Source organism: Azospirillum sp. CT11-132, from assembly GCF_047302835.1.
Classification (GTDB): Bacteria; Pseudomonadota; Alphaproteobacteria; order Azospirillales; family Azospirillaceae; genus Azospirillum.
Window position 1 is genome coordinate 114,549 of record NZ_JBGLZA010000007.1, and the last position, 25,644, is coordinate 140,192.

The 25,644-nt window shown below is 62.5% G+C and carries 25 protein-coding genes; 16 read left to right on the plus strand and 9 right to left on the minus strand.

Features of this window, described 5'->3' with window-relative positions:
- The first annotated feature begins 168 nt into the window (after positions 1 to 168).
- The 4 genes from ACCD06_RS27790 (at position 169) to ACCD06_RS27805 (ending at position 3,170) form a co-directional block, all read left to right on the plus strand.
- Complete coding sequence (locus ACCD06_RS27790; protein ID WP_149200391.1) at positions 169 to 381, plus strand: antitoxin MazE family protein; 213 nt, start codon at positions 169 to 171, stop codon at positions 379 to 381.
- Positions 378 to 701 carry a type II toxin-antitoxin system PemK/MazF family toxin gene (locus tag ACCD06_RS27795; RefSeq protein ID WP_413345005.1) on the plus strand — a complete coding sequence of 108 codons (324 nt, stop codon included), beginning with the start codon at positions 378 to 380 and terminating at the stop codon, positions 699 to 701. The genes ACCD06_RS27790 and ACCD06_RS27795 overlap by 4 nt, the downstream gene beginning before the upstream one ends.
- 64 nt (positions 702 to 765) lie before the next feature.
- Entirely contained in the window at positions 766 to 1,908 is a 1,143-nt protein-coding gene (locus ACCD06_RS27800; RefSeq protein ID WP_413345007.1) for an exo-alpha-sialidase, read from the plus strand.
- Between the two features lie 86 nt (positions 1,909 to 1,994).
- Positions 1,995 to 3,170: an aromatic ring-hydroxylating oxygenase subunit alpha gene (locus ACCD06_RS27805; RefSeq protein WP_413345009.1), complete on the plus strand. Its 1,176-nt coding sequence runs from the start codon at positions 1,995 to 1,997 to the stop codon at positions 3,168 to 3,170.
- Here the strand turns inward: ACCD06_RS27805 and ACCD06_RS27810 are convergent.
- From ACCD06_RS27810 to ACCD06_RS27840, 7 genes are all read right to left on the minus strand, one after another.
- Positions 3,147 to 4,289: an RNA-guided endonuclease InsQ/TnpB family protein gene (locus ACCD06_RS27810; protein WP_413345011.1), complete on the minus strand. Its 1,143-nt coding sequence runs from the start codon at positions 4,287 to 4,289 to the stop codon at positions 3,147 to 3,149. The genes ACCD06_RS27805 and ACCD06_RS27810 overlap by 24 nt on opposite strands.
- A gap of 104 nt (positions 4,290 to 4,393) precedes the next feature.
- Positions 4,394 to 4,864 (minus strand): antitoxin Xre/MbcA/ParS toxin-binding domain-containing protein, encoded by a 471-nt coding sequence (locus ACCD06_RS27815; protein ID WP_413345013.1) that lies wholly within the window; start codon positions 4,862 to 4,864, stop codon positions 4,394 to 4,396.
- Positions 4,865 to 5,058: 194 nt separating this feature from the next.
- A complete protein-coding gene (locus tag ACCD06_RS27820) occupies positions 5,059 to 5,304 on the minus strand; it encodes a FitA-like ribbon-helix-helix domain-containing protein (protein WP_413345015.1) in 246 nt (81 codons plus the stop codon).
- A 155-nt stretch (positions 5,305 to 5,459) separates the two neighbouring features.
- On the minus strand, positions 5,460 to 6,374 hold the full coding sequence (locus ACCD06_RS27825; RefSeq protein ID WP_413345017.1) for a nucleotidyl transferase AbiEii/AbiGii toxin family protein: 915 nt from the start codon (positions 6,372 to 6,374) through the stop codon (positions 5,460 to 5,462).
- Positions 6,367 to 7,308, minus strand: coding sequence for a hypothetical protein (locus ACCD06_RS27830; RefSeq protein WP_413345019.1), 942 nt, complete (start codon positions 7,306 to 7,308; stop codon positions 6,367 to 6,369). The genes ACCD06_RS27825 and ACCD06_RS27830 overlap by 8 nt, the downstream gene beginning before the upstream one ends.
- 137 nt (positions 7,309 to 7,445) lie before the next feature.
- Positions 7,446 to 8,024 (minus strand): GNAT family N-acetyltransferase, encoded by a 579-nt coding sequence (locus ACCD06_RS27835; protein ID WP_413345021.1) that lies wholly within the window; start codon positions 8,022 to 8,024, stop codon positions 7,446 to 7,448.
- Positions 8,021 to 9,013 carry an RHO alpha subunit C-terminal catalytic domain-containing protein gene (locus ACCD06_RS27840; RefSeq protein ID WP_413345023.1) on the minus strand — a complete coding sequence of 331 codons (993 nt, stop codon included), beginning with the start codon at positions 9,011 to 9,013 and terminating at the stop codon, positions 8,021 to 8,023. The genes ACCD06_RS27835 and ACCD06_RS27840 overlap by 4 nt, the downstream gene beginning before the upstream one ends.
- Positions 9,014 to 9,099: 86 nt before the next feature.
- On the opposite strand from ACCD06_RS27840, the gene ACCD06_RS27845 reads away from it, so the two are divergent.
- Positions 9,100 to 10,236: an RNA-guided endonuclease InsQ/TnpB family protein gene (locus ACCD06_RS27845; RefSeq protein WP_413345025.1), complete on the plus strand. Its 1,137-nt coding sequence runs from the start codon at positions 9,100 to 9,102 to the stop codon at positions 10,234 to 10,236.
- A 96-nt stretch (positions 10,237 to 10,332) separates the two neighbouring features.
- On the opposite strand, the gene ACCD06_RS27850 is transcribed toward ACCD06_RS27845, so the two are convergent.
- The gene (locus ACCD06_RS27850) at positions 10,333 to 10,962 is read right to left on the minus strand and encodes a Rieske 2Fe-2S domain-containing protein (RefSeq protein ID WP_413345027.1); all 630 of its coding nucleotides are present in this window, start codon (positions 10,960 to 10,962) and stop codon (positions 10,333 to 10,335) included.
- Between the two features lie 8 nt (positions 10,963 to 10,970).
- Positions 10,971 to 11,747 (minus strand): SDR family NAD(P)-dependent oxidoreductase, encoded by a 777-nt coding sequence (locus tag ACCD06_RS27855; RefSeq protein WP_413345029.1) that lies wholly within the window; start codon positions 11,745 to 11,747, stop codon positions 10,971 to 10,973.
- 240 nt (positions 11,748 to 11,987) lie between these two features.
- On the opposite strand from ACCD06_RS27855, the gene ACCD06_RS27860 reads away from it, so the two are divergent.
- From ACCD06_RS27860 to ACCD06_RS27910, 11 genes are all read left to right on the plus strand, one after another.
- Positions 11,988 to 13,373 carry a type II toxin-antitoxin system HipA family toxin gene (locus ACCD06_RS27860; RefSeq protein WP_413345031.1) on the plus strand — a complete coding sequence of 462 codons (1,386 nt, stop codon included), beginning with the start codon at positions 11,988 to 11,990 and terminating at the stop codon, positions 13,371 to 13,373.
- The gene (locus tag ACCD06_RS27865; protein WP_413345033.1) at positions 13,360 to 13,656 is read left to right on the plus strand and encodes a helix-turn-helix transcriptional regulator; all 297 of its coding nucleotides are present in this window, start codon (positions 13,360 to 13,362) and stop codon (positions 13,654 to 13,656) included. Before ACCD06_RS27860 ends, ACCD06_RS27865 begins: the two co-directional genes overlap by 14 nt.
- A 139-nt stretch (positions 13,657 to 13,795) precedes the next feature.
- Positions 13,796 to 14,893 carry a 3-oxoacyl-ACP synthase III family protein gene (locus tag ACCD06_RS27870; protein ID WP_413345035.1) on the plus strand — a complete coding sequence of 366 codons (1,098 nt, stop codon included), beginning with the start codon at positions 13,796 to 13,798 and terminating at the stop codon, positions 14,891 to 14,893.
- Positions 14,894 to 15,139: 246 nt separating this feature from the next.
- Complete coding sequence (locus ACCD06_RS27875; protein WP_413345037.1) at positions 15,140 to 16,606, plus strand: tetratricopeptide repeat protein; 1,467 nt, start codon at positions 15,140 to 15,142, stop codon at positions 16,604 to 16,606.
- A gap of 233 nt (positions 16,607 to 16,839) precedes the next feature.
- On the plus strand, positions 16,840 to 17,253 hold the full coding sequence (locus tag ACCD06_RS27880; RefSeq protein WP_413345039.1) for a hypothetical protein: 414 nt from the start codon (positions 16,840 to 16,842) through the stop codon (positions 17,251 to 17,253).
- A gap of 359 nt (positions 17,254 to 17,612) precedes the next feature.
- Positions 17,613 to 19,112, plus strand: a complete 1,500-nt coding sequence (locus ACCD06_RS27885; protein ID WP_413345041.1) for a B12-binding domain-containing radical SAM protein — start codon at positions 17,613 to 17,615, stop codon at positions 19,110 to 19,112.
- Positions 19,109 to 20,296 (plus strand): hypothetical protein, encoded by a 1,188-nt coding sequence (locus tag ACCD06_RS27890; RefSeq protein WP_413345042.1) that lies wholly within the window; start codon positions 19,109 to 19,111, stop codon positions 20,294 to 20,296. The genes ACCD06_RS27885 and ACCD06_RS27890 overlap by 4 nt, the downstream gene beginning before the upstream one ends.
- On the plus strand, positions 20,293 to 21,078 hold the full coding sequence (locus tag ACCD06_RS27895) for a class I SAM-dependent methyltransferase (RefSeq protein ID WP_413345044.1): 786 nt from the start codon (positions 20,293 to 20,295) through the stop codon (positions 21,076 to 21,078). The genes ACCD06_RS27890 and ACCD06_RS27895 overlap by 4 nt, the downstream gene beginning before the upstream one ends.
- A gap of 72 nt (positions 21,079 to 21,150) precedes the next feature.
- Entirely contained in the window at positions 21,151 to 22,086 is a 936-nt protein-coding gene (locus ACCD06_RS27900; RefSeq protein ID WP_413345046.1) for a hypothetical protein, read from the plus strand.
- A gap of 154 nt (positions 22,087 to 22,240) precedes the next feature.
- Entirely contained in the window at positions 22,241 to 24,022 is a 1,782-nt protein-coding gene (locus tag ACCD06_RS27905; protein WP_413345048.1) for a hypothetical protein, read from the plus strand.
- Positions 24,023 to 24,094: 72 nt separating this feature from the next.
- Entirely contained in the window at positions 24,095 to 25,612 is a 1,518-nt protein-coding gene (locus tag ACCD06_RS27910; RefSeq protein WP_413345050.1) for a radical SAM/SPASM domain-containing protein, read from the plus strand.
- The last annotated feature ends 32 nt before the right edge of the window (positions 25,613 to 25,644 follow it).

Here is a 25,644-nt window from a genome sequence, read left to right on the forward strand (position 1 = left end):
ACTCTCCATAAGGGTGGTGGTCTTTCAAGGCGCATCCGCATCGCCGCACCGCACTGCTGCTGAGGCACGAGGTCGCGGGGGTCTGGAGGGGCGGGCTTATTGGGGTTGGGCTTGCACAGGATCGGCGGACGATCAATGTTACATGTAACATAAGGGAGTGCCTGTCCCATGCCCACGCCGCTTTCCTTCCGTGTTCAGCGCCATCGCAACGGTCTGCGCGCTGCCGGGCTGCGGCCGTTGCAGATCTGGGTGCCGGACACCCGCCGGCCCGGCTTCGCCGCCGAATGCCGGCGCCAGTCTCTGCTGGTCCGGGACACGCCGCAGGAGCAGGAGACCATGGACTGGCTGGACGCGGTTCGTGACACCGAGGGCTGGGAGTGAGGCGCGGCGATCTGGTGACGGTCGCCTTGCAGAGTGACTACGGCAAGCCGCGTCCGGCACTGGTCATCCAGTCCGCCCTGTTCGACGGGCATCCCAGTGTCACCATTCTGCCGATCACGAGCGCACTGGTGGACGCGCCGCTGTTCCGCCTGTCGGTTGATCCGACTCCGGGCAACGGTCTGCGCAAACGCTCGCAGGTGATGATCGACAAGGTCCAGACGATCGCCCGCGACAAGATCGGCGAGGCGTTCGGACGGTTGGAGGATGAAAGCATGCTGGCGGTCAACCGGGCGTTCCTCCTCTGGATCGGGCTGGCCTGAGCAGACTCGTCCTTGTGCAGGCTCGTTGCTGCTTTTCAAAGAGGGAGTAGGGAACCCGATGGTCATGACCGGTGTCGAGCATCGCGTGCTGTACCGCGACCCGCGGTTCTATGCGTCCTTCCCGTCGCTCACCCCGGTGGGAGACGGATCGGTGCTGCTGGCCTTCCGGCGGGCGCGCGACCATCGCTGGCTGCGCGGGGCTACGTTCCGGGCGGGGGAGACCGGGTTCAACCATGTCGACCATCTCGATTCCCGTTCGCAGACCGTGCTGCTGCGGCTCGGCCCCGATGCCGAACCGCTGGGGGAGGAGATGCCCCTGCCCCCCGATCCGCAGGCGGCCGACCAGGACGCCAGCCTGCTCAGCTTGCGTGACGGCCGCATCCTGCTGACCGGCTTCCGCTGGTATCCGGTGCCGTCGTCGCAAGGGGAGGCGCTGCGTGCGTTGGGGATCGGGCTGACCGGCAATCCGCAGAAGACCGGCGATCTCTACATCTTCTGGGGCGGCTACAGCCGGTACAGCGACGATGGCGGGCGGAGCTGGACGCCGCACCGCGACCTGCCCCCCCTGCCCGGCCATCCCGACATCGTGCCGGGACAGCGGCCCTTTTTCGGCGGGGCGGTGCGCGGCCGGGCGGTGGAGGCGCCGGACGGCACCATTCTGCAGACCGGCTACACCCACCACCCCTCCACCGGCACCTATGCCAGCCATCTCTTCGCCTCGACCGACCGGGGGGAGAGCTGGGTTCATCGGGCGATCATCGCCATCGACCCCGAGGCCAAGGCCGGCTTCTGCGAGACGGCGTTGCATCTGGATGCCGACGGCGTGCTGCACGCCTTCCACCGAACCACCGGGCTGGACGACCATCTGGCGACTTCGCGCTCCACCGATCTGGGCCACAGCTGGGAACCGTGGCGGCGCCAGACGGTGGTCGGCCATCCCTATGACGCCTGCCCGCTGCCGGACGGCCGGCTGCTGCTGGTCGGCGGCTACCGCCATGCGCCCTACGGCGTGCGCGCCCGCCTCTACGACCCGCGCCGCCAGCAGCCCGGTGAGGTGCCGGAGCTGGTGCTGCGCGACGACGGGCCGGCGCCGGACCTGGGCTATCCCTGGGCGGCGGTGCTGCCGGACGGGCGCGCCATGGTCGCCTATTACATCTGCGACGCCACGGGGCTGCGCGGGATCGAGGCGACGCTGTTCCGGCCGTGACGGGAGAGGGAAGACCTGCGACCCGACACCTGCGACCCGCTGTGCCCTGGACCGGCCGGCGGGGCGCGGGCTACCCTTCTTGCATCATGGAAAGCCCCCTCCCCTTCGTCGCCGCCAAGGCCGTCCCCGGCATCCCCCCCGCCGCCTACCACGACCCGGAGATCTTCCGGGCGGAGGAGGAGCGGGTCTTCCGCCAATCCTGGGTCTTCGCCGGCTTCACCGACGAGCTTGCCCGGCCCAACGACTATCTGACCCGGCGGATCGGCGGGCTGGACGTGCTGGTGCAGAATTTCGACGGGGAACTGCGGGGCTTCCGCAACGTCTGCACCCACCGCTTCGCCATGATCCACCGGGCGCCGCGCGGCAACGGCATGCTGCGCTGCGGCTATCACGGCTGGACCTTCGACCGTGACGGCGTGCCCTATGGCATTCCCGGCAACGAGGCGAATTTCGGCCTGGATCGCGAGGGCCGCTGCGGCCGTGCCCTGACGCCGGTGGCGGTCGGGGTGTGCGGCCGCTTCGTCTTCCTGCGGGTGGCGGCGGAGGGATTGGGCCTCGGCGACTGGCTGGGCGTCTATGCCGACGTGCTGCGCCATGCCTCCGAGATCTTCGTCCGCCCCTTCGAGGAGCGGTCGATGGAATGGGCCGCCAACTGGAAGATGGGGGTGGAGAGCGTGCTGGAGGTCTACCACGCCGACCTCACCCACCCCACCACCTTCCGCAAGCTGGTGAAGGGCGACTGGCGCTGCGACTATGACGGCGCCCATTCCCGCGGCGTGACCGGCATGTCGGACAAGAGTGCCCGCTGGTGGGACGGCGTGTCGGAGCGGCTGGGCTTCCGCCCCAGCCCGATCCTGCAGGACTACGATCACCTGCACATCTTCCCCAACCTGGAGATCGGCTTCACCCGCGGCGCGGTGATGAGCGTCCAGACCTACGACCCGCTCGGCCCCGACCGCTGCGCCCTGAACCTCCGCCTGTTCCTGGCCGATCCGGACGGCGATGCCGGCAGGGGCGGCCCCGCCGCCCGCCGCCTGATCGAGGAGGGCGCGCGCGATCTCAACGTCGCCCTGCTGCGCGAGGATCAAGAGGCGTCGGAACTGGCCTTCCGCGGCTGCCGCCAGACGGAGCGCCCCGCGGTGCTGGGCCTGAACGAGGAGCGCATCCAGCAGTTCCACGCGGTGTGGCGGGGGATGGTGACAACTCCGTCGCCTGACGGCAACGGCTTCTCGGTCGAGCTAGGCGGCAGTCCGCTGGCTTGACGACCGAAGGCCGTGTCCCGGCCCCATTCCCTGTGCCCGCTGCAGGATGATGGTCGCCGCCGCGACATCGCGATCCATCACGCAGCCACACGAGCATGTGTGCAGGCGATCGCTCAGCGTCTTGGCGACACCGGCTCCACAGGCCGGGCAGGTCTGGCTCGTAGCGCGGGGATCCACCACTTCCATACGGGTACCGGCACTTGCAGCCTTGTACGCGAGGGAGCGGCGGAGTTGGCCCCAGGCGGCGTTTTGGACCGCCTGGGCCAGCCTCGAGCGGGCCAAGCGGTCAACGTCGAGGTCCTCCAGAGCGATGAGGGCATAGCGCTCCACCAGGGAGCGCGATAGCTTGTGCAGAAAGTCGCGGCGCTGGTTGGCGGTGTGGGCGCTGTGGCGGGCAAGTCGCTGCTTGGCTTTGAGCCGGCGTCGGCTGCCCCGCTTGCACCGGCTGAGCGCGCGCTGAAGGCGGCGCTGCTTTTTTGCCGCGCGCTTGGTCCAGCGCGGCGTTGCAACCGTCTCACCGTCCGAGGTGGCAATCAGGCTGGACAGCCCGACATCAATGCCGACCGCGGTGCCGTCGCGCGGCTGGTCCTCCTGGTCAGGCAGTGCGATCTGAAAGCAGACAAACCATGTGCCGGCGGAGCACGAAAGCACAGCGGCTCCGACCTTGGCTGAGGCCGGAAGGTCGCGGTGCCATTTCACCTTGATCTCACCGGGCACGCAGATCACGCGGAGGCGCTTGCTCTTGCGGATCGTCAGCCCGTCGCCGACGCGGAACGCGGCGCTGTTGAAGCGGCTTTTTGCCTGGAAACGCGGAAAGCCTGCTTTGGCCTTGGTCTTCAGTCGGCGGAAGAAGGCCGCAAACGCCTTGTCCAGTCGGCGGAGCACCTGTTGTCCGGCGGAGTAGCTGAAGTGGGCCAAGCGCTCGTCGACGGCGCGCACCGCCTTCAGCTCGCTGGCTTGGTCGAGGTAGCGCAGCGTCTTGTGCTGACGGCGGTAGGCTTCGATGCGCTGTTGGAGAGCGGCGTTGTAGAGATCACAGAAGGCGCCCAGCATCTCCGTCAGGACTGCTGCCTGGGCCTTGGTCGGATAAAGCCGGTATGTGTAGCTCCGCTGGATCATGGGAGGATCCTACATGGTGTTCATGGTTTGTTCAACATGAACGGAACCGGCGTGCTGGCTACTGGCTCCTTGCAGATCAGAATGGTTGCTGATCCGCCAGAGCTTCACGCGAAATAGCCCTCGTCGATCTGGATCAGGGCTTCTTCCACCAAACGGGCGCCGATGTCGGTGTCGATCAGGGCGATGGCCGCCTCGCCGTCGAAACGGCTGCGGGGGGCATGGAGCCAGGACAGCGCCTTGTCCCGGTTGCCGAACACCGCCTGTGCCAGGGCAACGATGCTGGCGGCGCGATAGGCGCGCTCGCTCTCTTCCAGCGACAGCGCCTCCCCCTTCCGCCGGCGGTGTTCCAGCGTGCGCCGGGGGATGATCCGGCCCAGGGTGCGGGCGTCGAGCCCGGCCGCCTGCAAGGCGCCGATGGCCTGGGGAGACAGCCGGCCTCGCACCACCCGCAGGACGTCGAGATCGCCGGTAGGCGGGTGGTCCAACCCCAGGAGGTCGGCGGCAAGCACCCGCTGGTGCTCGGCCAGGGCCGCTGGAGCGGACGGGAGGTCGGCAGGTGGGGTTGGATTCTGCATGACGGCCTCCGTTGCGCAAGTTCTCCTATCGCCCTTGCCCGACCAACTAAGCCTTCGGCAAACATCTGCTCCGTCGCGGCCCCCTCCGCCAGCAAGTCAAGACTGAACAGGATGTGCAGCGGACCAGCGGAATACGGCTTCGGACAGTCTCGGGGACATCAACTCTGACAGAACATTCGTGTCGAGGACGATCATCAGTCGAAGCTCGGCGGCGTCCGCAGGGCTTCGCGCTTCACCTCCGCCACCTCGACACCGCCGAGCCGCGCGAACCGCCGGTGGATGGTTTCCCCGAGATTCGTCACCGGCAGTCTCTCTTCCGCGAGTGCCGCACGCAGGATGTGGCGGGCTTCATCCTCCATGGAGCGGCCGTGGTGGGCGGCGCGGATCCGCAGTCGGGCCTTTAAAGGAACTTCGAGGTTCCGGATCGTGATGCTGGCCACCGGTCGCTCCCGGGCATGTCTCGAGAAGATTAGGCCGCGATTGTATCGATTTCAATGATAGCGCCATGCCATCACCGCCACTCCCACCCGTCCTTCACCGCTTGGCGCTTCAGCACGCCGATTGGGCGTGTTGCGGGGGTGAGGGTCGCTCCCTTTCAGGACGCCGCGTCATCCCAGGGCAGGCTGCGGTAGAGACGCCTTGTCTTCTCCAGACATGCGTCGAAATCGGGAAGCTCACCGACCTCCTGTTCCAGCGTGTGCCATTCGGACCGCGCCCGCTCGACCAGGGCGGCATCGTCGAGCGAGGCTGCCGTCGGGACGATCCCGCGCGCCGCGCACTTGTCCCGCAGAGTCCGGAGGATCGCCACGCATTCGGTGGCATCGGGAGAGAAGCGGTCAGCCAGATGGGCGAGGTCGTAGACGTCCTGCCGCCGATAGCAGTTGCGGGATACCTGCTGCAGCAGAGCCCGGAACTTCTCCGCGATCAGGTCGGTGATGCCGTAGGCGGCGACCGTCGGCCCGTCGGGGTTCAACCGGACCAGTTCGACGGCGTGGACGGGCTCGTTGAAGCTGACCTCGACGATGACGGCGTTGGGCGAGCTTTCCTTTTGAAGGAAGCGGGCCGACGGGTCGTCGCGGCGGGCGAAGGCAATGCCCAGTTTCAGCGCGGGGAAGGACAGGTGACGAGGTCCGGCGAATGGCCGTGGCATTTCCCGCACCGTCTGGACCCTGAGCAGCAGGTCGGGATAGCCGAGCCGGGCGCACACCCGTGGGAAGGCGCGGTCCAGTTCCGTGCGCAGCCGCTCCCCCAGATCCGGGGAGGCCGGCAGGTCGGTGGTGAAGTCGAGATCGCCGGTGTTGCGCGGGCTGCCATACACCACCGCCATCAGGATGCCGCCCTTCAGGAAGAAGCGCCCGCGATAGCCGGGCAACCCGCCCAATGCGGCCAGGATCACCTCGGTTGCCTGCCGCTCGGCATAGGTCAGGGGATCGCGGCGTGCCCGCTCGATCCAGGCGGTGATGTCGACGATCCTGGGGACTGCGTGCTCGTCAGGCGTCGGATCAGACATTGAGCGAGAGCATCCATTTTTCCGAATGGTCCGTCGCGAAGGGCTTGGACGGATCCAGAACGCGGGAACTGCCGCGCTGGGCGAAGCGCAACCATCCGGCGATCCGCTCCGCTGCCCTGGCGTCGTCACCCAGCCCGAGCAACTCGTCGAGCAGATAGCCGGCCCGCACCTTGACGATGGGGGACCCGCTGTCGTCGATGGATGCTGCAATCTCCTCCAGATGGATGTCGGCATGCTCGCGCCAGACGTCGCGGACATGGGCCATCCCGCCGCACAGATCCGGCCAGTCCAGCATGTCGAGGAAGGTCTGTCCCACCGTAGCGAGTCGGGTGTGTCCGCCCCGCACCCGGATCCAGCGGCCCATCTCCTTGGCCGTCACCGTGACGGTCTTCCGCCCGCGCAGGATCGCCGGAGGACGCGGGTTGGTGAGCGGGACCTCGTTTTCCTCTTTGGCGGCATCGGGGAATTGCCGGCGGTCCTCCGCCATGCGCTCTTCCGCCAGACGGCGCGCAGCGGGTGCTGCGGGCACGACAAGATGCAAAGCGTCCGGCCGCCGGTCGGTCAGGCCCCAGCGTTGCATCGCCGACAGATGCGCGACATAGCCGAAGGGTGTGGCGAGCGCGAACACCTCCTCCGCCGGCGCATCGCCAAGGCCGAGGACGCGGTAGACGTTGCGGCCATAGTCGGGATCGGCTGTCAGCCCATGGGTCCGGATCAGGTTCTGGATGACACGTTGGACATGGATTGCGCCCGGCATCTCGCCGCGGAAAAGCCCCCGACCCTTCGGGGTGTTCCACACATGGAGGAGCCTCCGCCAGACCTCGTAGCGGGTGGTGACCGCGTCCCCGTCTGTGGTTAGCCCCTCCAGTACGGCCGTGGCGAGGCGTGTCCGCTTGAATGATGGCGGTGCGATGAAGCCTGAAGCATTGTCCATTTGGAAAGCCTTGCACACGCATAGCCATAATGCATGTCCTTAGGACATGCATTATGGCTATGCGTGATCAGAGATCAATTTTACAGTCTAAGCTTCTAATGTCAATACTGTGAAGGAGGTTCACTCCCCACCCTTCCTCACCGCCACTCCCGCCCGTCCATGTCCTGGTAGATGCGGAAGCGCTCGCGCACCACCAGCCAGTCCTCGGCCAGCATCTCGAAGATGTGGAGGTCGATCTCCTGCCCATCCTTCACCACCTGGCGCTTCAGCACGCCGACGGGGCGGTAGCCGATCATCGGCTGGCCCTTCAGCAGGCGGGGGCTGTTGGTGCCCAGGATGTGGTTCACCACCTTGCGCAGCCCCATGGTGAAGAAGACATGGTTCAGCATGTAGGCGAAGTTCAGCGGGGCCGCTCCCATCCGCCCCGCCCGCTCGCCCATCAGCACGCCGATGGTGGCGATCCGCCACTCCGGCTCGGTCACGGTGATGGAGACATGGCCGGCCGGCTCCCCATCGACGCAGAGGATGCGGTGGACATAGTCGTCGCGCTCTTTACTGCGCCGCAGCCACGCCTTCTGCCGCTCCACGTCGTAGGGGACGACGCTCAGCATCTGGCCGGCGATGTCGGGGCGGGTGCGCCAGTCGAGCAGCAGCTGGGCGTGCTCCTCCGTCGGCTCGATGAAGGTCAGGGTGCCGCCTCCATGACTTTCACTCATTGGGCGGCCTCTCCCAGCTGCCTCAGCATCGCCTGATGGAAGTCGAGGATGCGGCGCTCGCGCCGGCCATAGATGCCGGTGATGTGGGGAAGGTCGGCGATGCCGGGACGGCCCTGCTGCACCGCCTCGCAGACCGGGCGGTCCTCGGCGATCACCGTGCTTGCGGACTCGATCAGATAGGCGGCGGTGGAGCGGTGGAAGGCCTGCTCGCGTGCCGTCTCCAGCCGGGTGGTGGGCAGGAACAGCTGCCATCGCAGGACCGCGGCGTCGGGGGCGACGGGATCGACCCGGTGCGGGATCACCGTCGCGCCATAGAAGGTCGCCAGATAGAAGTTCGGGAAGATGAAGGTGTGGCGGTAGAAGGACTCAATGGCGAAGCGGCGCATGCGCAGCTTGGCGTCCAGTTTCGCCCACCAGCCGGCGGTGCCGTCGGCCAGCAGCCAGCGGGAATCGCTGTTGGCGCCGTGGCGTTCGGTGACGAGGTGGCTCTGCCAGTCGGGATGCACCGCGGGATGAATGGTGTCGGGATGGACGGTGGAGCCGTGGAAATCGTCCATCGTGTTCTCGACCAGCACCTTCCAGTTGGCCTGGAACGCGATGCCGACCGGGGCCTGCGGGTTCAGGCAGTTCGCCGACATCATCGCCAGCCGCGCGCCATAGGGCGCCAGATGGTCGGCCAGGGTCGGGCCGCCGTCTTGTGCAACGCGGGCGAAGACGAGGGCGCCGCAGCGGTCGATCTGCAGGGGCCGCACCCGTTCCCCGTCGCGGCAGACGCCGTCCATCGCCTCGCCGCGGCGGTGCAGCTCGAAGCGCAGCCCGGCCATCTCTGCGGTCAGGAGGTTGGTGTCGTCGAAGACGCCCATATAGAGCCAGCAGCGGCCGAAGACCTGCTCACGCTCCTGGGCGAAGGCTTCTTCGGTCCAGAAATGGCTGTGGGGCAGGAAGGCGCCGGCCTCGGGGATGACCGCGTGGACTTGGGGTGCAGTCATCCAAACCTCCGCGAGAAATTCCTGCCTTTGGGTATGAGACGGGATATTGGCTTCACACCAGCAGAACAAAACTTGAACATTGTGCTATGTCCTTCTACATGAAAGGGATGCTGAAGCCGGTCGAGGCTGCCTATCGGTTCCGCATCTACCCGACGCCGGAGCAGGAAAACCTGCTGAACCGGACGTTCGGATGTGTGCGCGTGGTCTACAACCGTGCCCGCGCTCTGCGGGAGGCGGCGTGGACGGAACGCAAGGAGCGGTACGGATTCACCCAGACGAACGCCATGCTGACGGCGTTGAAGAAGCAGCCTGAATTCGTGTGGCTGAACGAAGTGTCGAGCGTCCCGCTTCAGCAGGCGCTTCGCCACCTTGACGTGGCCTATCGGAACTTCTTCCAGCGGCGGGCGCGCTATCCGAAATTCCGTCGCAAGGACGGGCCGCAGTCGGCGGAGTTCACCAAATCCGGCTTCACCTACCACGATGGCCGGTTGAAGCTGGCTAAAATGGCTGAGCCGCTGGACGTGGTGTGGTCGCGTGATCTCCCCAGCGAACCGACCACAGTGACGGTGACGCGGGAGGCAGACGGGCGATGGTATGTCTCCTGCCGCGTCGTCGCCAATGTCGAGACGCTGTCCGGTGGCGGCGACGTCGGCATCGACCTCGGGCTGAAGGACTTCGCCACCCTGTCCACTGGCGAGACGATCGCCAACCCGCGCCACCTCGCCAAGCGACAGAGGCGGCTTGCCCGCCTTCAGCGTCGGCTGTCGAAAAAGGCAAAGGGTTCGAAGAACCGAGCAAAGGCCAAGCTGAAGGTGGCCCGTGCCCATGCCTCCGTGCGTCATGCGCGGAGCGATTTTCTGCATCAACTCAGCACTCGACTGATCCGTGAAAACCAAACGATCTGCCTCGAGACTCTGTCGGTGAAAGGCATGCTGCGGGCAAAGCTCCACAGCCGGTCCATTGCCGACGCGGGCTGGAGTGAGTTCAGCCGCATGCTTGCCTACAAGGCGGCGTGGTATGGGCGGAAAGTGGTGAAAATTGATCGCTTTTACCCCTCCACCAAGACTTGCAGCGAATGCGGCGCTACAGGACATGTGCTGACGCTGGATGATCGTAGATGGAGGTGCCCAGATTGCGGGAGCTTCCATGATCGCGACCTCAACGCAGCGCGCAATATCTTGGCCGCCGGGACTGGCGGTGTCTGCCTGCGGAGCGGGTGTTAGTCTTGGGATGCCTCGGCATTCTGAGCAGTCCGCTGTGAAACAGGAACCTGTACTGCGAAGTTCAGGAATTTTCCGGCTTTAGCCGTGGGAAGGATGTCAAGCCGGCAGCTCCGCGTCAGCTGTGGCGGGATGGAAGGTGACGGTGCGGGAGAAGCGCCGGTCGGCACCGGGCGGGGCGGCGCTGTGCAGCACCAGCGCGCCGTCTGGCGCCAGATGCAGACGCAGGTTGGCGGCCTCGATGCGCTCCCAACCTTCCTCCGGCTCCACCGCATCGCCGTGGCGGGGGAAGGCGTCGGACAGGGCGGCCAGCCGGGCGAAGAGGCCGCTTCCCAGCTCCTCCTCCAGCGACGGGCCGTCGCTGGCCACCCGGACGAAGACCAGCCGGCCGCAGCGGGCCAGCGAGGCCGGATGCAGGGCCAGCCGCCGGCGGCCCTCGGCCTCCAGCTGGAAGTCGGTCGGGTTGAAGGGCAGCCCCACCGGCACGCCGTCGGCGTCGAAGCTCCAGCCGTGATAGGGGCAGCGCAGCGGGCCGCAGCCCGACGGCTCGCCATGGATCACGGCGAAGCGGTGGGTGCAGACGTTGCGGAAGGCGACCACCCGCCCCTTGATGTTCTGCGCCACCAGCGGCACCGCCCCCACCCGCGTGGTGACGAAGGCGTTGGGGCTGGCGAGGTCATCCGCCATGCAGAGGTGGAACCAGCGATTTTCGGGAACGTCGTTGGTCATGACGGGGCTCAGGCGGTGCGGCCGCCGTCCACCGTGACGATGGACCCGGTCATCCAGCGGCTGGTGTCGGCAAGCAGATAGGCGATCATGTGGGCGATGTCGTCGGGATGGCCGAAGCCCAGCGGCTGCAACGTGCGCAGATGCTCGTACTGCTCGGCGGTCAGCTTCTGCTTGCCGCGCTCGATCAGCTCGGTTTCGACGATGGAGGGAACCACGCAGTTGACGCGGATGCCGTCGCTCAGCAACTCCACCGCCAGCCCCTTGGTGGCGGCGATGATGCCGCCCTTGCTGGCGGCATAGACGACATTGCCCGGCGAGGCCGCCGTCGCGGCGGTGGAGGAGATCAGCGCCATCGCCGCCCGCTCGGCATGGCAGCCCTTCTGCCGCAGCCCGCGGGCGAGCGCCAACGCGCTGCCCAGGTTGGCCCGCATCACCTCGTCGAAGAAGGCGGCGGAGAAGATGCGGATCGGCCGCAGCGTCTGGATGCCGGCGCAATGCGCGATGCCGTCGAAGGGTGAATCGTCGGCGCACAGTCCCTTCATCCAGCCTGGCACCGCTTCGAGGTTCGACAGGTCGAAGGGGGCGGCGGCGTGGTCGTCGCCCTCCAGCCGGTCGGCGGTCTCGGCCAGCCGTTCCTCGTCGCGGCCGTTCAGCACCAGCCTTGCACCGAGCTTCGCCAGCACCACCGCCGTCGCCCGGCCGATCCCGGCCGACGCCCCGGTCACCAGGATGCGGCGGCCGGTCAGGTCCATGGGATTGTAGGCGGCCGGGGAGCGGGCGGTCATGGCGGGAAAATCCAGGTTGGTGGCATATCGGGATGCGGACCATAGCACGACGGCCGGCCGACATCAGCGCGTCCGGGACTGCGGCCTTTTGGTGCGGGGCGCCACGCCCGTTTCCCAATTGGCAGCAATGGCGTCGCCGCTGCCAGCACACTGGGAAACGCTCCATTGCAATGGTATTTTATTGTGGTTATCTTACATATATGATCCACTAAAGTGGAATGTATTGTGGGACGAACGGCCATGGGCGACAGTGCAAGCCTGATCGTTCAGATCCATCATCACGGTGTCTGGCACGATGCCGCCGACCTGACGGTCAATGATGTCCAGGCTGGCATCCGCTCGCCCACCCGGCTTGAGTACGACCCTTTCTATTTCATTGCCTTCGGCAATGCGGAGCTTGCCGCTGGCCGGCTGGTGACCGACTGGCGGGCGGTGTCGGTGCGCGACCGGGTCGATATGGCGGCGCATCGCCGGAACCATTGGCCGCCCTTCCTGCTCGACCTGCTGCCCCAGGGCCATGCCCGCCGCCGTCTGGCGGACGAGATGGGCTTCGATCCCGATGACGAGGGCTTCGCCTTCCCGCTTCTGCTGCGCGGGGCGGGGAGTCCCATCGGCAATGTTCGCGTCAAGCAGGCGTACGAGGCCGAGCGGGAGCGCCTGGGCGGTGAAACGGTGGCCGGGGTGACGCTGGACGAGGTCTTCGACCGTTCCCCCTCTTTCCAGGACATGGCCGGCCGCTTCGCCCTGATCGCTTCGGGGTCGAGCGGCGTCCAGGGCGAATGGCCGAAGCTGCTGCTGGCGCGCAAGGACGACGGGCTGTGGTATCCCGACTCCCTGGTCGGGGATGACGAGGCCCGCGACCACATCATCGTCAAGATGTCGCGGGCGAAGGGGCCGGAGGATCGCCTGATCCTGGCCTGCGAGGCGCCCTATCTGGAGATCGCCCGCGGCTTCGGCCTGCGGATCGGCCGGCCGCTGAGCCACCGCGGCGACACGCTGGTGATCCCCCGCTTCGACCGCGCCGTGTCGGCAAACGGTGCGTCGGGGGGCGGCGTGACGCGGCTGGGCCAGGAAAGCCTGGTGTCGGCCGCCGGCGTCGCCGCCTTCGGCCATCAGACGACGCATGAGGCCTACATCGCCGTCCTCCATGCCGTCTGCACCGAGCCGGCCGGGGAGATCGTCGAGTATGTGCTGCGCGACCTGCTGAACCGGGCGATGGGCGACACCGACAACCATGGCCGCAACACCGCCTTGCAGAAGCGCCCGGACGGCTGGGTCGGCCTGGCCCCGCGCTTCGACTTCGCGCCGATGGTGCTGGATCCCGGGGTGATTGCGCCATCGACCCGCTGGGAGTGCCTGCGCCGCGGCGGCTTCCCCATCCGGTTCGAGCGGATTTGCGAGGCCGTCGCCGCCGTCACTGGGGACGAAGGGTTGGGCCGGCGGTTGGCCGGGGCGCTGTCGGCGAAGGCCGATGCGGTTGCCGCCCTGCCGGAGACGGCACGTGCCCATGGGGTACCGGAGCCGGTGGTCGCCCGCGCCTTCACCGCCTGCGGCGAGCTTGCCGCCGCACTCGCGGCGCTACCGGCAGGAGATTTTGGGAAGGGACGGGCCGATGCCGCGCCGTAAGCCGCCCAGCCGTGAGGCGCTGCTGGAGACACGCCATGTTCTGCTGCGGGCGGCGGAGGGGGGCGAACTGGCCTGGGCCGAGGGGGTGCGGGCCATGCGTCGCTGCTTCGGCATGACCCAGGCGGAGTTCGGCCGGACCTTCGGCCTCACCACCCGGCAGGTCTCGCAACTGGAGACCGGAGCCGCCAACCCCACGGTGGCGACGCTGGAACGGCTGTCCCGGCCCTTCGGGCTGACCGTCGGCCTGATCCCGGAGCCTCCCGCGAAGGATCCGGAGCAATGACGGCGGGGCCATGTGCCGCAATCAATCTTCCGGAAACCAATCCGGCGTCACTGTGCGCTATGGTGCGGGCCATGGTGCCGGACACCAACCCAGACAAGCGCCCCCGCCGGGCCCTTGAACACGCGAAGGACAGGACAGAATGAAAGCCATCATCGACGGCATCCGGATCGCCGGCCTGCGCGCGGTGGTGCCGCCCCAGCGCCATTCCTTCGTCGCGGATCCGGGCATGTTCACGGTGGAGGAGGCGAAGAAGCTGGCCGCCACCATCGGCGTCCAGGAACGCCGCGTGCTGCCGCCGCCCTATTGCGCATCGGACCTCTGCGTCGCCGCGGCGGAAGGGCTGATGCGGCAGCTGGGCTGGGACCCGGCGACGGTGGAGGTGCTGGTCTTCGTCTCACAGGACGCCGATTACGTGCTGCCGGCGACCGCCTGCATCATGCAGCACCGGCTGGGGCTGCCGACCAGTGCGGCAGCCTTCGACGTGCCGCTGGGCTGTTCGGGCTATGTCTACGGTCTGTGGATCGCGGCGAAGCTGCTGGGCGGGTCGACGGCCAAACGGGCGCTGGTGCTGTGCGGCGATAACCCGACCCGCCACCTGCACCCCGAAGATCGCGCCACCCTGCCGCTGTTCGGCGATGCCGGATCGGCCACCGCGCTGGAGGTCGACGCGGCGGCTCCGCCGATTCCGGTGGTGATCGGCACCGACGGCGCCGGCGCGCCGCACATCTTCGTCAAGGCCGGCGGCAAGCGCCATTGCCTGATCCCGCCGGTCGGCACCGCCGGCCGGATTGCCGACGAGGAAGAGGCGGCGCAGTTGGAGCGCGACTCCCGCCTGACCTTGAACGGGGCAGAGGTGTTCTCCTTCACGCTCCGCGCCGTGCCGCCGCTGCTGCGCGAGGCGATGGAGCATGCCGGCACCGATGTCGACGGCATCGACCGCTTCGTCCTGCACCAGGCCAACGCCTTCATGCTGGAGCATCTGCGCAAGCGCATCAAGGCGCCGGCCGACCGTTTCGTCATCGACATGCAGGGCTTCGGCAACACCAGTTCCGCCTCCATCCCGCTGGCGATCTGCCACAGCATGGGGGGGCTGCTGGCGGCTGGGCCGGTCAAGACGCTGATGGCCGGTTTTGGCGTCGGCTGGTCCTGGGGGGCGATGGTGGCGGAGTTGGGGCCGATGCCGGAGCCGCAAGCGGTGGATTTGCCCGACGGCTATCCGGTGCTGGCGGTAGGATAAAAAGCCCGCTCCTCTATCGCAGGGTCGTTTCTCTACAGTATGATGGTTTCCAACAAGCTGAATTCGAGCACGCGAAGCGAATGCCATCAAGAGGAAGATTCAATAGGAGGGGGGGCGCCCGTCCTGCAAGCAGTACCATCGAGTAGACGTTGGAGGACACCGGTGACATCGATAAATAGGCACACGGGCTGGCACGCATCACCCGCAATCGATATTGAAGGATGGAGGCGGGCAATAAGGGTTGACGTGCTCTCCAACTACCATCTGGAGATGGGGTACGCGACCCTGAGGGAGGGTTCCCATGAGGCGGCCCTGCAGCATTTCCGTGAGTCGGTTGCTCTGACCCCTGCTTCTGCTGGTGTTTGGTGCTTGATTGTCGATCTGCTGCAGCGGATGGGCAATGGCGCTGAAGCTGAGGCGGCGCATCGCTCGGCTCTGCAAGTCGACCCCGATTACCGTTGCAACGGCCTTGTCGAGATCGCACTTCATCAGTACCGGCAAGATAGACACGACGAGGCGCTCGGTACACTGTCCTTGACGAAAGATGCCAACGTAGATGTTTCACTCGTTCTGACCATCCGCGCACTCATTCATCTTGGCCGCGCCGAGATGGAGCAAGCACGGGCATGTTTGGAGAAAAGTGCCCCGCCACCTCCACAATGGGCCACGCCACTGTCGGAAGCGTTCGGTATGGCTGGACACGCAGCGTTTTTGCGTTCGAACCATGACACTGCCGCCTTGGCGTTTGAACAGGCGCTTTCCCTTTCTCCGAATTTCGGAACAGAGCGCGATTTCTGGACTCTCGGTCGGATCTGCGAATTGCAGGGCCGGATGGAAGATGCGATCGCGTTCTATCAGCGGGCCGCGGACCTTGCGCCTGAGCGCAACTATAACCAGGTTTATCTTTATCTCGGCGCCGCCTACCAAGCAGTCGGGCGTTGGAGCGAGGCATCTCAAGCCTTTAATTTCGCTGCTCAGGTCGAACCGAAAAATGCGTGGGTGCATTTTCACCAGGGTATACTGCTTCAGCATAGGGATCGGTTGAGCGAGGCGATCGCTGCCTATGACCAAGGACTCGAGATTTCCAGGGATGATTTCTGGGGATTGCAATACAAAGCAACAGCTCTCAATGCTTTGAAGCGGGGCGAGGAGGCCTCTGCGTGCCGCCGGCATGCCGAAACACGGATGCCGGGCAGCCCGTGGGTCGCTTATTATCGTGCTGCAGCTCTCCTGCATGAGGGACGTTTGGACGATGCTGTCACTGTCCTGCAGGCAGCGAAAAGCATGACTGCGACCTTGGGGGGCGTGGAAGCCGGACTGTTCCAGCTTCTACTGGGCGGCATCCTGCGGAATGCCGGGCATAGGAGGCAGGCACTGGACGCCTTTGACAAGGCAGAGGCCGCGTTGCCGGGCAATCCCTGGCCGATGGTAAATCGTGTAGTCACCCTACTCGATGAGGGGGATACGGAGGGTGCGCTCGACTGCAGCTCGCGCCTTGTATTGGGTTCCCGCGATCTGGGGTGGGCTTGGTTGGTTCATGGACGCGCCCTTGCCGCATCCGGAGAGACAGCATCTGCCGAGGAGGCGTTCCGGGCCGGCTTTGCTCGCGAACCGGGGATTGGATGGGCTGACTTCTATCTCGGTGGAAGGCGTTGGGCTGAAGAGGCACGCCGTCTGATCGCCGTTGATCTCGGTGACATGCCAGACGTCTGAGCATTGCCCGTTCCACGCCTGTTGATCATCTGGATTTTTCCTGACCCCCGGCAGATGCCTTGTATCTTTCTGCCGGGGAATCGGCTTTCAAAACGCCATACCCGTCGACTTCATTCTGGAAAACAGCAAAAGCCATAGCCTGATAGGAGTTTTTACAGTTTATTAATTAAGTTGTACTTTTTAATGCCTTCTATGTCACAGCCACATGCCGATAAGACGGACTGGAGCCTCTGATGATTGCCGCTAAGACTCTGAGCGACCTTCCGGAAAGCGGAGAGATTTATATTTTTGGGGCAAGCCGTGGTGGACAGATGTTGCTTGAGTTGTTGCGGAAGCTACCGAGGATAAAAGTTATTGGTTTTATCGACAACCAAAAGACTGGGACAGTACTGGGATTTCCCGTGATTGATTTCGATACTTTTATTTCCACTAGAAAGGAAAACGTCGAGATCGTGATTGCGAGTATGTATGTTTACGAAATCGCAGCCCAATTGCGCCGTTCCGGCATAAAGAAATTCTATAATGCCCACCCATTGGTTGTCGAAAAAATTAAAGAAAAAGAAAAAATGAAGAGGACAGCATTCATGGTTTTTGGGATTTTTCTATCCATTCTTCTCCTTTCCGCGCTAACTCTTTACGTTTTCTGATCGCGTGAAGAATTCTTATGCTGTTCCCATAGTGCTGAAAACGACGATGAGCCGCAAGATTTTGTTCAAGAGGGGTATTCAAATCCTGATTGGATGTAAAACGGTTCCGTTGCTGCTTCCATGACTCGGGTCAGGATGCCACACGGGACATCCCGCGATGTCTCGACGGATACAGCCTTCTGCCCGATCGTCATAGAAGAAGCATGGTAAATGGAAAGTATTTTACGGAGGCAATATTCATTTGAGAAGCGGACAGACTGGACATCTTGAACGATTAGGAAAGACTTTTTCAGGCTGGATCGGGTAATAGAATTAACTGGGGCATGCCTGTGCACGCCTCTAAACCTGGGAGGTTTTGGATGCGCGTACCGGACATGGCGAAAAATCCTGACGTCTTGTTGGTGTACCCGCCAGTCATGCTGGAATTTCAACCGACCGATCCGCCCTTCGGGTGCATGTATCTGGCTGCTGTTTTGCGTTCTGCTGGGATCAGTGTCGAAATCCTGGACTTGAACGCGCTGCGTTGGGATGAAGCAAGCGTTCACGCGTTTTTCCGCATGCACAAGCCGCCAATCGTTGCTTTTTCTGGCATGACCACGGTCTACTATTACATTAAGAGACTGGCGAAGTTCATCCGTGACCAAGCACCTGAGGTCAAGCTCATCGGCGGCGGTAGTTTCGCGACGCCATGCCCTGAGGAAGTCCTAAAGTATACGGTTCTGGATGTGGTCGGCATTGGCGAAGGTGAGGACACCATTGTTCCTCTGGTGCGGGCGCTGCTGACGGGAACCCCCCTGTCCAACGTGGCCGGCATCGCTTATCGCACCGAGGACGGCACCGCCAAGCGCACAGGCACGCGTCACCGTATCACGGAACTCGACAGCTTGCCCTTTCCTGCCTATGACCTTGTCGATATGGATTTGTACACTAAAAACACAGGGAAACGGCCAGCTCTTGTTCGTCTTGCCAAGAAGATGGGCATCCCTATTGAGACGATTAGTAACTATTTCATTATGTTTACCGAGCGGGGTTGCCCATTCACCTGTACGTTTTGCTATCGGAACTATGGAAGGCAGACGAGCCGTCATAGTGTAGACTACGTAATGGAACACATAAAATTTGTTAAGAATAAATTCGGCGTCAACAATATTGCATTCTACGACGAAACCTTCAACACGAACAAAAAGTGGGTTCTGGAGTTCTGCGAAAAGGCACAGGAAGATCTGCCAGACTGCTTCTTCTGGGTTGGTGGCGCACGTGCAGACCGACTTGACGAAACGACGGCTCAAGCGTTCCAGGCAGCACAGTTTTACGAGATCTCGATCGGCGTCGAGTCCTTTGACGATCGTGTTCTCAAGGAAATGCAAAAGGGCTTCGATGTGCAGACGCTTGTCGACGCCATTGAGCTTTTAAAGCGTTACGACATGGCCCCTTCTGTCCTGGCGATGCTGTACGGGTTCCCCGGAGACGACGAGGAGTCCCTCGCTGTCACGGAAGCCGGCTTGCGGAGACTTGGTATTCCCGCCTACTTTCAATTTCCTCTTCCTTTCCCCGGAACCGGCCTGTTCGACCAACTCGTCCGCGAAGGAAAAATCGGGGACATGGATGTCTTCATGGACAGTCTGGGCGATCACATGACTCAGAAGCTGTTCATGAACCTGTCGAAATTCTCGGATCATGAACTCATCGGGATGGTGCGGGAGGTGGAGCGCAGGCATGCCGACCATGTCCTCAGCCTCTCGACAGACTTTGCATCAGGTTGGCGATGGGGCCACTTGGCGGAGCGGGCTGGCTTGAGCAGGCTCTTTTCCAGGTTGAAGGGCGGATTCGGCCAGTCCGGCATCGGACGTGCCTCGTGACACGCGAAGCGAGCGCCTTCCATTTCAGCGTCGAGCCGGCCAACGCCAGGCTGCGCCGCCTTCCCTACCCTTACCAGGGGGCGCTTTCGGTCGCGACGGATGCTGAAGGATTTTCTCCTTCATTCTTCCACGCCTTGATGGCTTGGCTCAACGGGCGGAGCCGAACCCCTTTCGGGACAGGGCTGGGGCTTGAGATCACAGGAAGCCTGTTCTTTTACGACAGGACCGGGGCCAGCATGGCCTATTTCGATTCTGCAACGCCAGGGGGGCGGCCCGGGCCGCAGGCTGCTCTGCTGGAAGATTATCTGCGTACAGGCTGGATTGACACGAACCATGCTTTTGGTGATTTCCAAGGGGGCGGGTTCGGTCGCGCCCATGCCTTGGAGGCTTATGGGGCATTAGCGCGTATGGGGGTGTCCCTGCCCGTCTTCACCAACCACGGCAATGCCGACAACTGGCAGAATGTCGGCATTGATGCCGATTATCATGCCGGCGACCGGGCAGGACATCCTGCCTACCACAGCGATTTATTTCCGTCCGCCGGGACCCGCTTCGTCTGGACTGACAGCCTCTATCTCGAATCCGCGTCCCCTGTCCCCCTGCCGCTGTTCGTTCCATCCCCCTTGCAAGATACATTAGGGAACGAAGCAAGTATCCTGGGGTTCCGTCGCCTGCGGGGAACCGGACGGAATGCGCCCAACCTGAGTTCTCTTCTGGCTCAGCTCAGGCTTCTCCCTTGGAATAGGCTGTACAAGGAACAGGGAACCGCAATCCTCTACCAGCATCTGGGTGTGCTTCACAAAGCGCAGGGAATTCTTACTCCCGCCAGCATTGAGGCGGCTCTTGCTCGCCCCGATCTGCTTTTGGCTCCGTTTCGGTTTCTGGCTCGTGAACGCGATGAGGGGCGCTTGTGGGTGGTGGGGCTTGCAAGGCTGCTGCGTTATGCATGCGCCCTATCGTCCGTCCGCTTGAGCGGCGGGCAGGGAGTGGGCGTGATTGAACTGCATGATCCCCCTGGCAATGCCTTGTCTCCTGAGGGGCTCACCCTGTACATCGATCCGGCACTGCCGATTCGCGTGATCCACCGCGGAAAGCCTCTGGAGTTCTGGCACAATGGACCTGATGAGACAGGACGTTATTCCATAACAATGGCATCCACATCTCTGCCGGACATCTGGTCATGACCTTAGTCGAAACCGAGGATTTGGGCAGAATACATGCCGCCGGTTGGCCGCTGCCTCAAGAAATGTGGTTAGGATGGAGCGCGTATGATAAGAGCTTCGCGGTTCATGAACTGACGGGCTTGCGGTCATTCGACTATTACAAGAAACGAATCGCTGCACTGGGCTTTACCGGCAAGGATGCCGTTCTCGATCTTGGGTGCGGCATTGGGCAATGGAGCTGCGCCCTGGCCTGTGCTAATGGTCATGTCCTGGCGTTGGATCCGAACAAGGATCGCTTGTCTGCTGCCTCCCGCCTGTCCGCCGCCCTTGGGATCGGCAACTGCTCCTATGCAGGGGCGGCGGCTGAACGGTTGCCCTGCGCCGATGGGGCCATTGATGCCGTATTCTGCTATGGTGTCTTCATGTTCACCGACATGCCGCGCAGCTTGACTGAAATGCACAGGGTTCTGAAACCGGGCGGTGTCGTTTACATCAATGCCAATAGCTGGGGCTGGTATGCCCATCTCCTCATGGACCGTGGTCTGCGGCAAGGGGACTGGAAAATGGCTCGCACAGCGTTGGATATGGCGCGGCGAGCCTTTTCCGGCGCCACAAGCCAGATGCTTGTACGGCGGGGATGGCTGAGCCGTCAGATTCGAGATGCGGGCTTCGAGGCGGAGGCTTGGGGCAGGGAAGGCGAGATCGCGCTTTCAGCGATAGAGAAACGCCCACCTGCCGCCTATCCTCGGAATTTCTATGGCTTGCCCGCCATCTTGGAAGTCATCCTCCGCAAGCCGGCATGAAGGGCCTGAAACCGGACAGAGCATTGACGAAGCAGTAGGTTCCGGGAACTTCATCCTTATGTGAAACATCCCATGTTGACATCCATTTCAAATCTCTTCTCCCGCTTCGCCTCCGGCAGACATGATCCGACGGAAAGGAAGTCGGACAGGCCGCGGAAGGATGTTCCCGTCAGCGCCTATGTGTTGAGCGGACCCAAGGCGCAAGCCGTGACGCCTGTGGGCGGCAGGCTCTCCTCGCTGCCTGATGGGCTGATCATCGAACCGGGTTCCTATCAGGTCGGCAACCAGGGCTTTCTTCTGGATAGGGTTGGAGTCTACTGCTTCTACCAACCAGGCGGCTTCAGCACACAACGGCTTGTCTGCCCGGGCACTCCCGATGCATTGCTGCAACATGCGGGTTGGCTGTGGGGATATGGCACAGCCCATGAAGGAGAGAATGAGGAGCGTGACTACGACAGTCTACGGTTTGGACCCAGGATCCTGGGCTGTTCGCGTCTTGCCTTCCTCTCTGTACGCCTGTTCCGAGAAATGGGGCTTCAAGCCAGACCCGCCGCTCTGGCGACAACCGAGGCCTGGAACAGCCATGATAACGGCCACAGCCTAGTGGAGGTGTTTAACCCGGACACTGGCTGGTTCCTTTACGATCCGAGCTTTCGCTGCTGTCTCACGGTCGATGGACGATATTGCTCGGTTTTGGACTGGATCCGTGAGATCCGCTCCGGCGGTTCTCCCGTGGTGGTTCCGTTACCGGGATATCCGCCGTCTCCATTCTTTCATGTTTCAGGCTCCAACTTCGGGAACTGGATCACGGAACGGACCTATTCTTCCGATGCCCTGCTGCAGTGGTACAGGCGGATGGCAGGGGTTCCATTGCTGTGGGACAATGGTTGCTTCCATTTTCCGGAAGATGGAGTGGATACAGAAATACGGAAAAGACTCAAAACCATGCTTTACCATCCCATGTCCAAAGCAACATTCTCAGCTTATTTCTACGATATCCATGATTGATAGAAGGAATTTCATTGTGGATATTTCAATCCATTACTGTCGTTGAAGGCCGGACCATGGGAAAAACGAACGGAAGCGTTCTGGGATTGGCGGTCGACAGCCGGCGTCAGACCGACTTCATCGCCATCAGGCACCATGACGTGGTGGCATTGCCGTGACGGGCGCGATTCCGGCAGAGGGCGGCCCAAAGGTCGCGTTGTGCGGCAACATTGCGAACAACGCCTATAACATGGCCTGTATTCTCCGCCGACAAGGCGTGTTCGCACAATTGGAGGATGACGGCAGCGACCTTTTCCCCTTCTCCCGCCCGGTCTGGGAGGACCGGCCCCTCGTCCTGTCCTATGAGGATGTCATGCTCCATTCATGGCATACGGATGAATGGCGCAGACTGGAGGCTCAAGAAGGCTGGTCGGCAGGAGGCGTCGTCATCCCCTCTCCCAAGCGCTCCTTCTGGCGGCGCTGCACCGACCAACTGCGCCGATCCTCGCCGGCAGTTCGGATCAAGACTGCCGTCAGGCAGGGACATCTGAGCCATGCCGCGGCAAGGTTGCTGCTGCGGCATGGCGCATCCGTCAGAGACAGCATCGCTTGGCTGTCGAAGTTTGATCTGGTGATCGCCTTCGGTTTTCATGCGGCAGTCAAAGCTTATTTCGCTGACAAGACGACACTTTACGTGACCTACGGAGGCGACGTCCGCGTTCAACTGCAGGATCCCCAGGGGACGGCCCCCGATACGGCAGAGGCGATGGCGTTCCTCCTGAACTCCGATCGCTTTGTCATTGAGGGCTATGGCTGTGACAAGGAGATCCATGATGTGCTGGCGGCGAAGCATCTGCTCCACAAGCTGGCTTATGGTTTCCTTCCCAATGTCAACACAAAGCGGCTTGCTGCTCCACGTGATGCCGTGGAACTGCGACGCTCCCTCGACTGGCCGACGGATGAGCTTGTCTTTTTCATGGCCTCCCGCATTGAGGAGAAGTGGAAGAAATCAAGCCTGTTCATAGATGCCTTTTCAGATTTTATCAGACAAGGCGGCAAAGCGACCTTGGTAACCACCGGCTGGGGAGCCGATTTCGACGCCCTCCGACACCGTTTGTCCGGCGATCCCCTATTGGCATCCAAGGTCATCCTGCTGGACAAGTGCTATGGCAAGCCGCGGCTGTTCGACTTGTTTGCTGCCGCTGACATCATTGTAGATCAGTTTGCCGTCGGATCTCTGGGAAGCGTCAGCTTTGAGGCCTTGTGTCTTGGCAGACCTGTCCTAACCTACCTAGCCCCCTTCAATCTGGCTGGCTATGTCAGCCCGCCTCCGATCCTCAATGCCGGAACGAGGGCCGACATCCTGCACCGACTCCAAGAGTGTGCAGATTGCCCAAAAAGGCTGGAACCAATCGGCCGAGCTTCGGCCGACTGGTTCCAGCGTGTGTATGCGGAAGCCAATCTGGCGCAAGCCGTACGACTGCTGCATGAGAGCGGACCTGAGGCTTGGCCCACTTTCCATAAAGTGCCCGCGGCGCCTGCAGCTTTGCCGGTTCCTGAACATCGCGCCGATGTCTTCTTGAGTCCGCGCCCGGACCACGATGACCTGAGACGCTTGCGGTTGGATATTGCTGCCTCTGCCCATGGTGGAATACGCCTGCGCATTTATCCATTTTCAGGTGTGCTTCGGGAAGAAGAACTGGCCGGGCTGTCCGTGATTCTGCGGGGAGACTTCGTCTTGTCGGGGATTGATCTGCTTGCGGAAGACGGTTGGCAGGAATCCGTGTTGTGGCGGCAGAGCCGGATCGAATGTACGGAGAGTCTTTCCGCTTCCCTGCCTGCCGTTCCGGTGAATGATCTGGAGAGACTCACCGCCCCCAGCCCGTTTCCTTGTCGGCTTATCCAATGGCCAAAAACCGGATACCCAAAATCGAAAGCTCCGGCAGCTTGCCAGTGACTCTGAAATAGGACTTTCTGGCAAGACAAGAGCATAGTGAATCTAGTGAGAACGTGGACAGAAGGCGGATCGATGTTGGGGCGATTCAAGAAGGCGGTTACTCTGATCCTGCTGCCCAAGGCCAGACAGGGAGGTGAACTGCGGACCCTCGCCGCACGGCAAGGGTGGCAGATTATCTTCGCCACTGGTTTCTCCGATCCAGCCTTGCGGATTGCCTGGAACCGGGCTGCCGCCGGTGACCAAGTGACCGCGGTCGTCAATTACCCCATAGACACAGCAGCCGATGTCGATACGGTCGCCGACTTCCTGGCGGCGCTGCCTCAGAAAGGGGGGCTCTACTATGCCCCTCGCCCGCACGACACCCTGCCGATCACGGAACCTGCCCTTGCTGGAATGTTCCATCCGACTTCATGGATGGAACATTCCCCTCCCTGGTCCACGTCGATAAGGCGCATTCTGCGGCGGCAGCCCATGAAAGCAGATGCGGACATGCTCTCCGCTGTGGTGTCTTTAAATGAAAGTTCCCTGCCCGATGTCCTGAAGGGTTGGCCCGGAGTTGCCTGGCAGGTTTGGACTCCCGGAACGGCAATCCTGTCCCGCGACTTGCTGGAGCGCATCGAACATTTCTATCCCGCTCCTCGCGGTATTCATGTGGTGGTTTTGAACAAATGCAATCTTAAATGTGTGATGTGTCCATATCACGCTCCTGCTTATCGGGAGGGACACACGAGCAATTATTTTGACAGCTATCGCGCCATGTCCATGGAGGTATTCGAAGGAATCGCTGAATACGCCGTCACCAATGGGATTTCGTTGCAGTTCGGCCAGATCGAGGAAGTTCTGATGCATAAGCAGAGCTTGGCCATGATCCGGAAAGCAAAGGAAATGGGGGTTTCTCATGTCCATCTGACCACGAACGGAACTTTGTTGACAGCCGATAAGGCAGAGTTCCTTGCCGCGACCGGCATCGACTCGGTAATGTTCAGCTTGGATGCCGCCAAGCCAGAAACCTATAAAAAAATCCGTGGCCACGATCTGGAGCAAGTGGAAGAAAACATTCGATATTTCCTTCCTTTAGCAAAGCGTGCCGGGATCAAGCTTTCCGCATCCTTTATCTTGCAAGAGCAAGCGGATGCAGAGCGTGATGACTTCCTGCTGAAGTGGCGGGAATTGGGGTTCGACAGCATCACCTATTACGCGCTGTCTCGGCATGATCCGGCAACGGGGCGTGTCATTGAAGGGGCTTCGATCTATCAGGCCGGCCCGAGACACGCATGTGCCGCTCCCTGGACCCAAATGGTCATTTTTCCTGAAGGCGAAGTGTCACTTTGCTGTCAAACCTTGCTGGAGGTAGGGTGGCGAGGAGTCGTGTCGGTTGGCAATGCTCAAGGCAATCAATTGGAGAAAATTTGGAAGAGCGGAGAATATCAGAAGGCTAGAGAAGAACAACTCTCAGGAATTTTCCAGAAGTACGACATCTGCTCTGACTGCCGCATATGGTCTTCTAGTCATTATTCAAATGAGGAGGCTGATTCCTACAGCAGGAGCTACAACGAGACGGTGGATAACTATACTTTCAAGGGAAAATAAGATAAAATCTCTAAGGCATAGCTTGAAGTTGA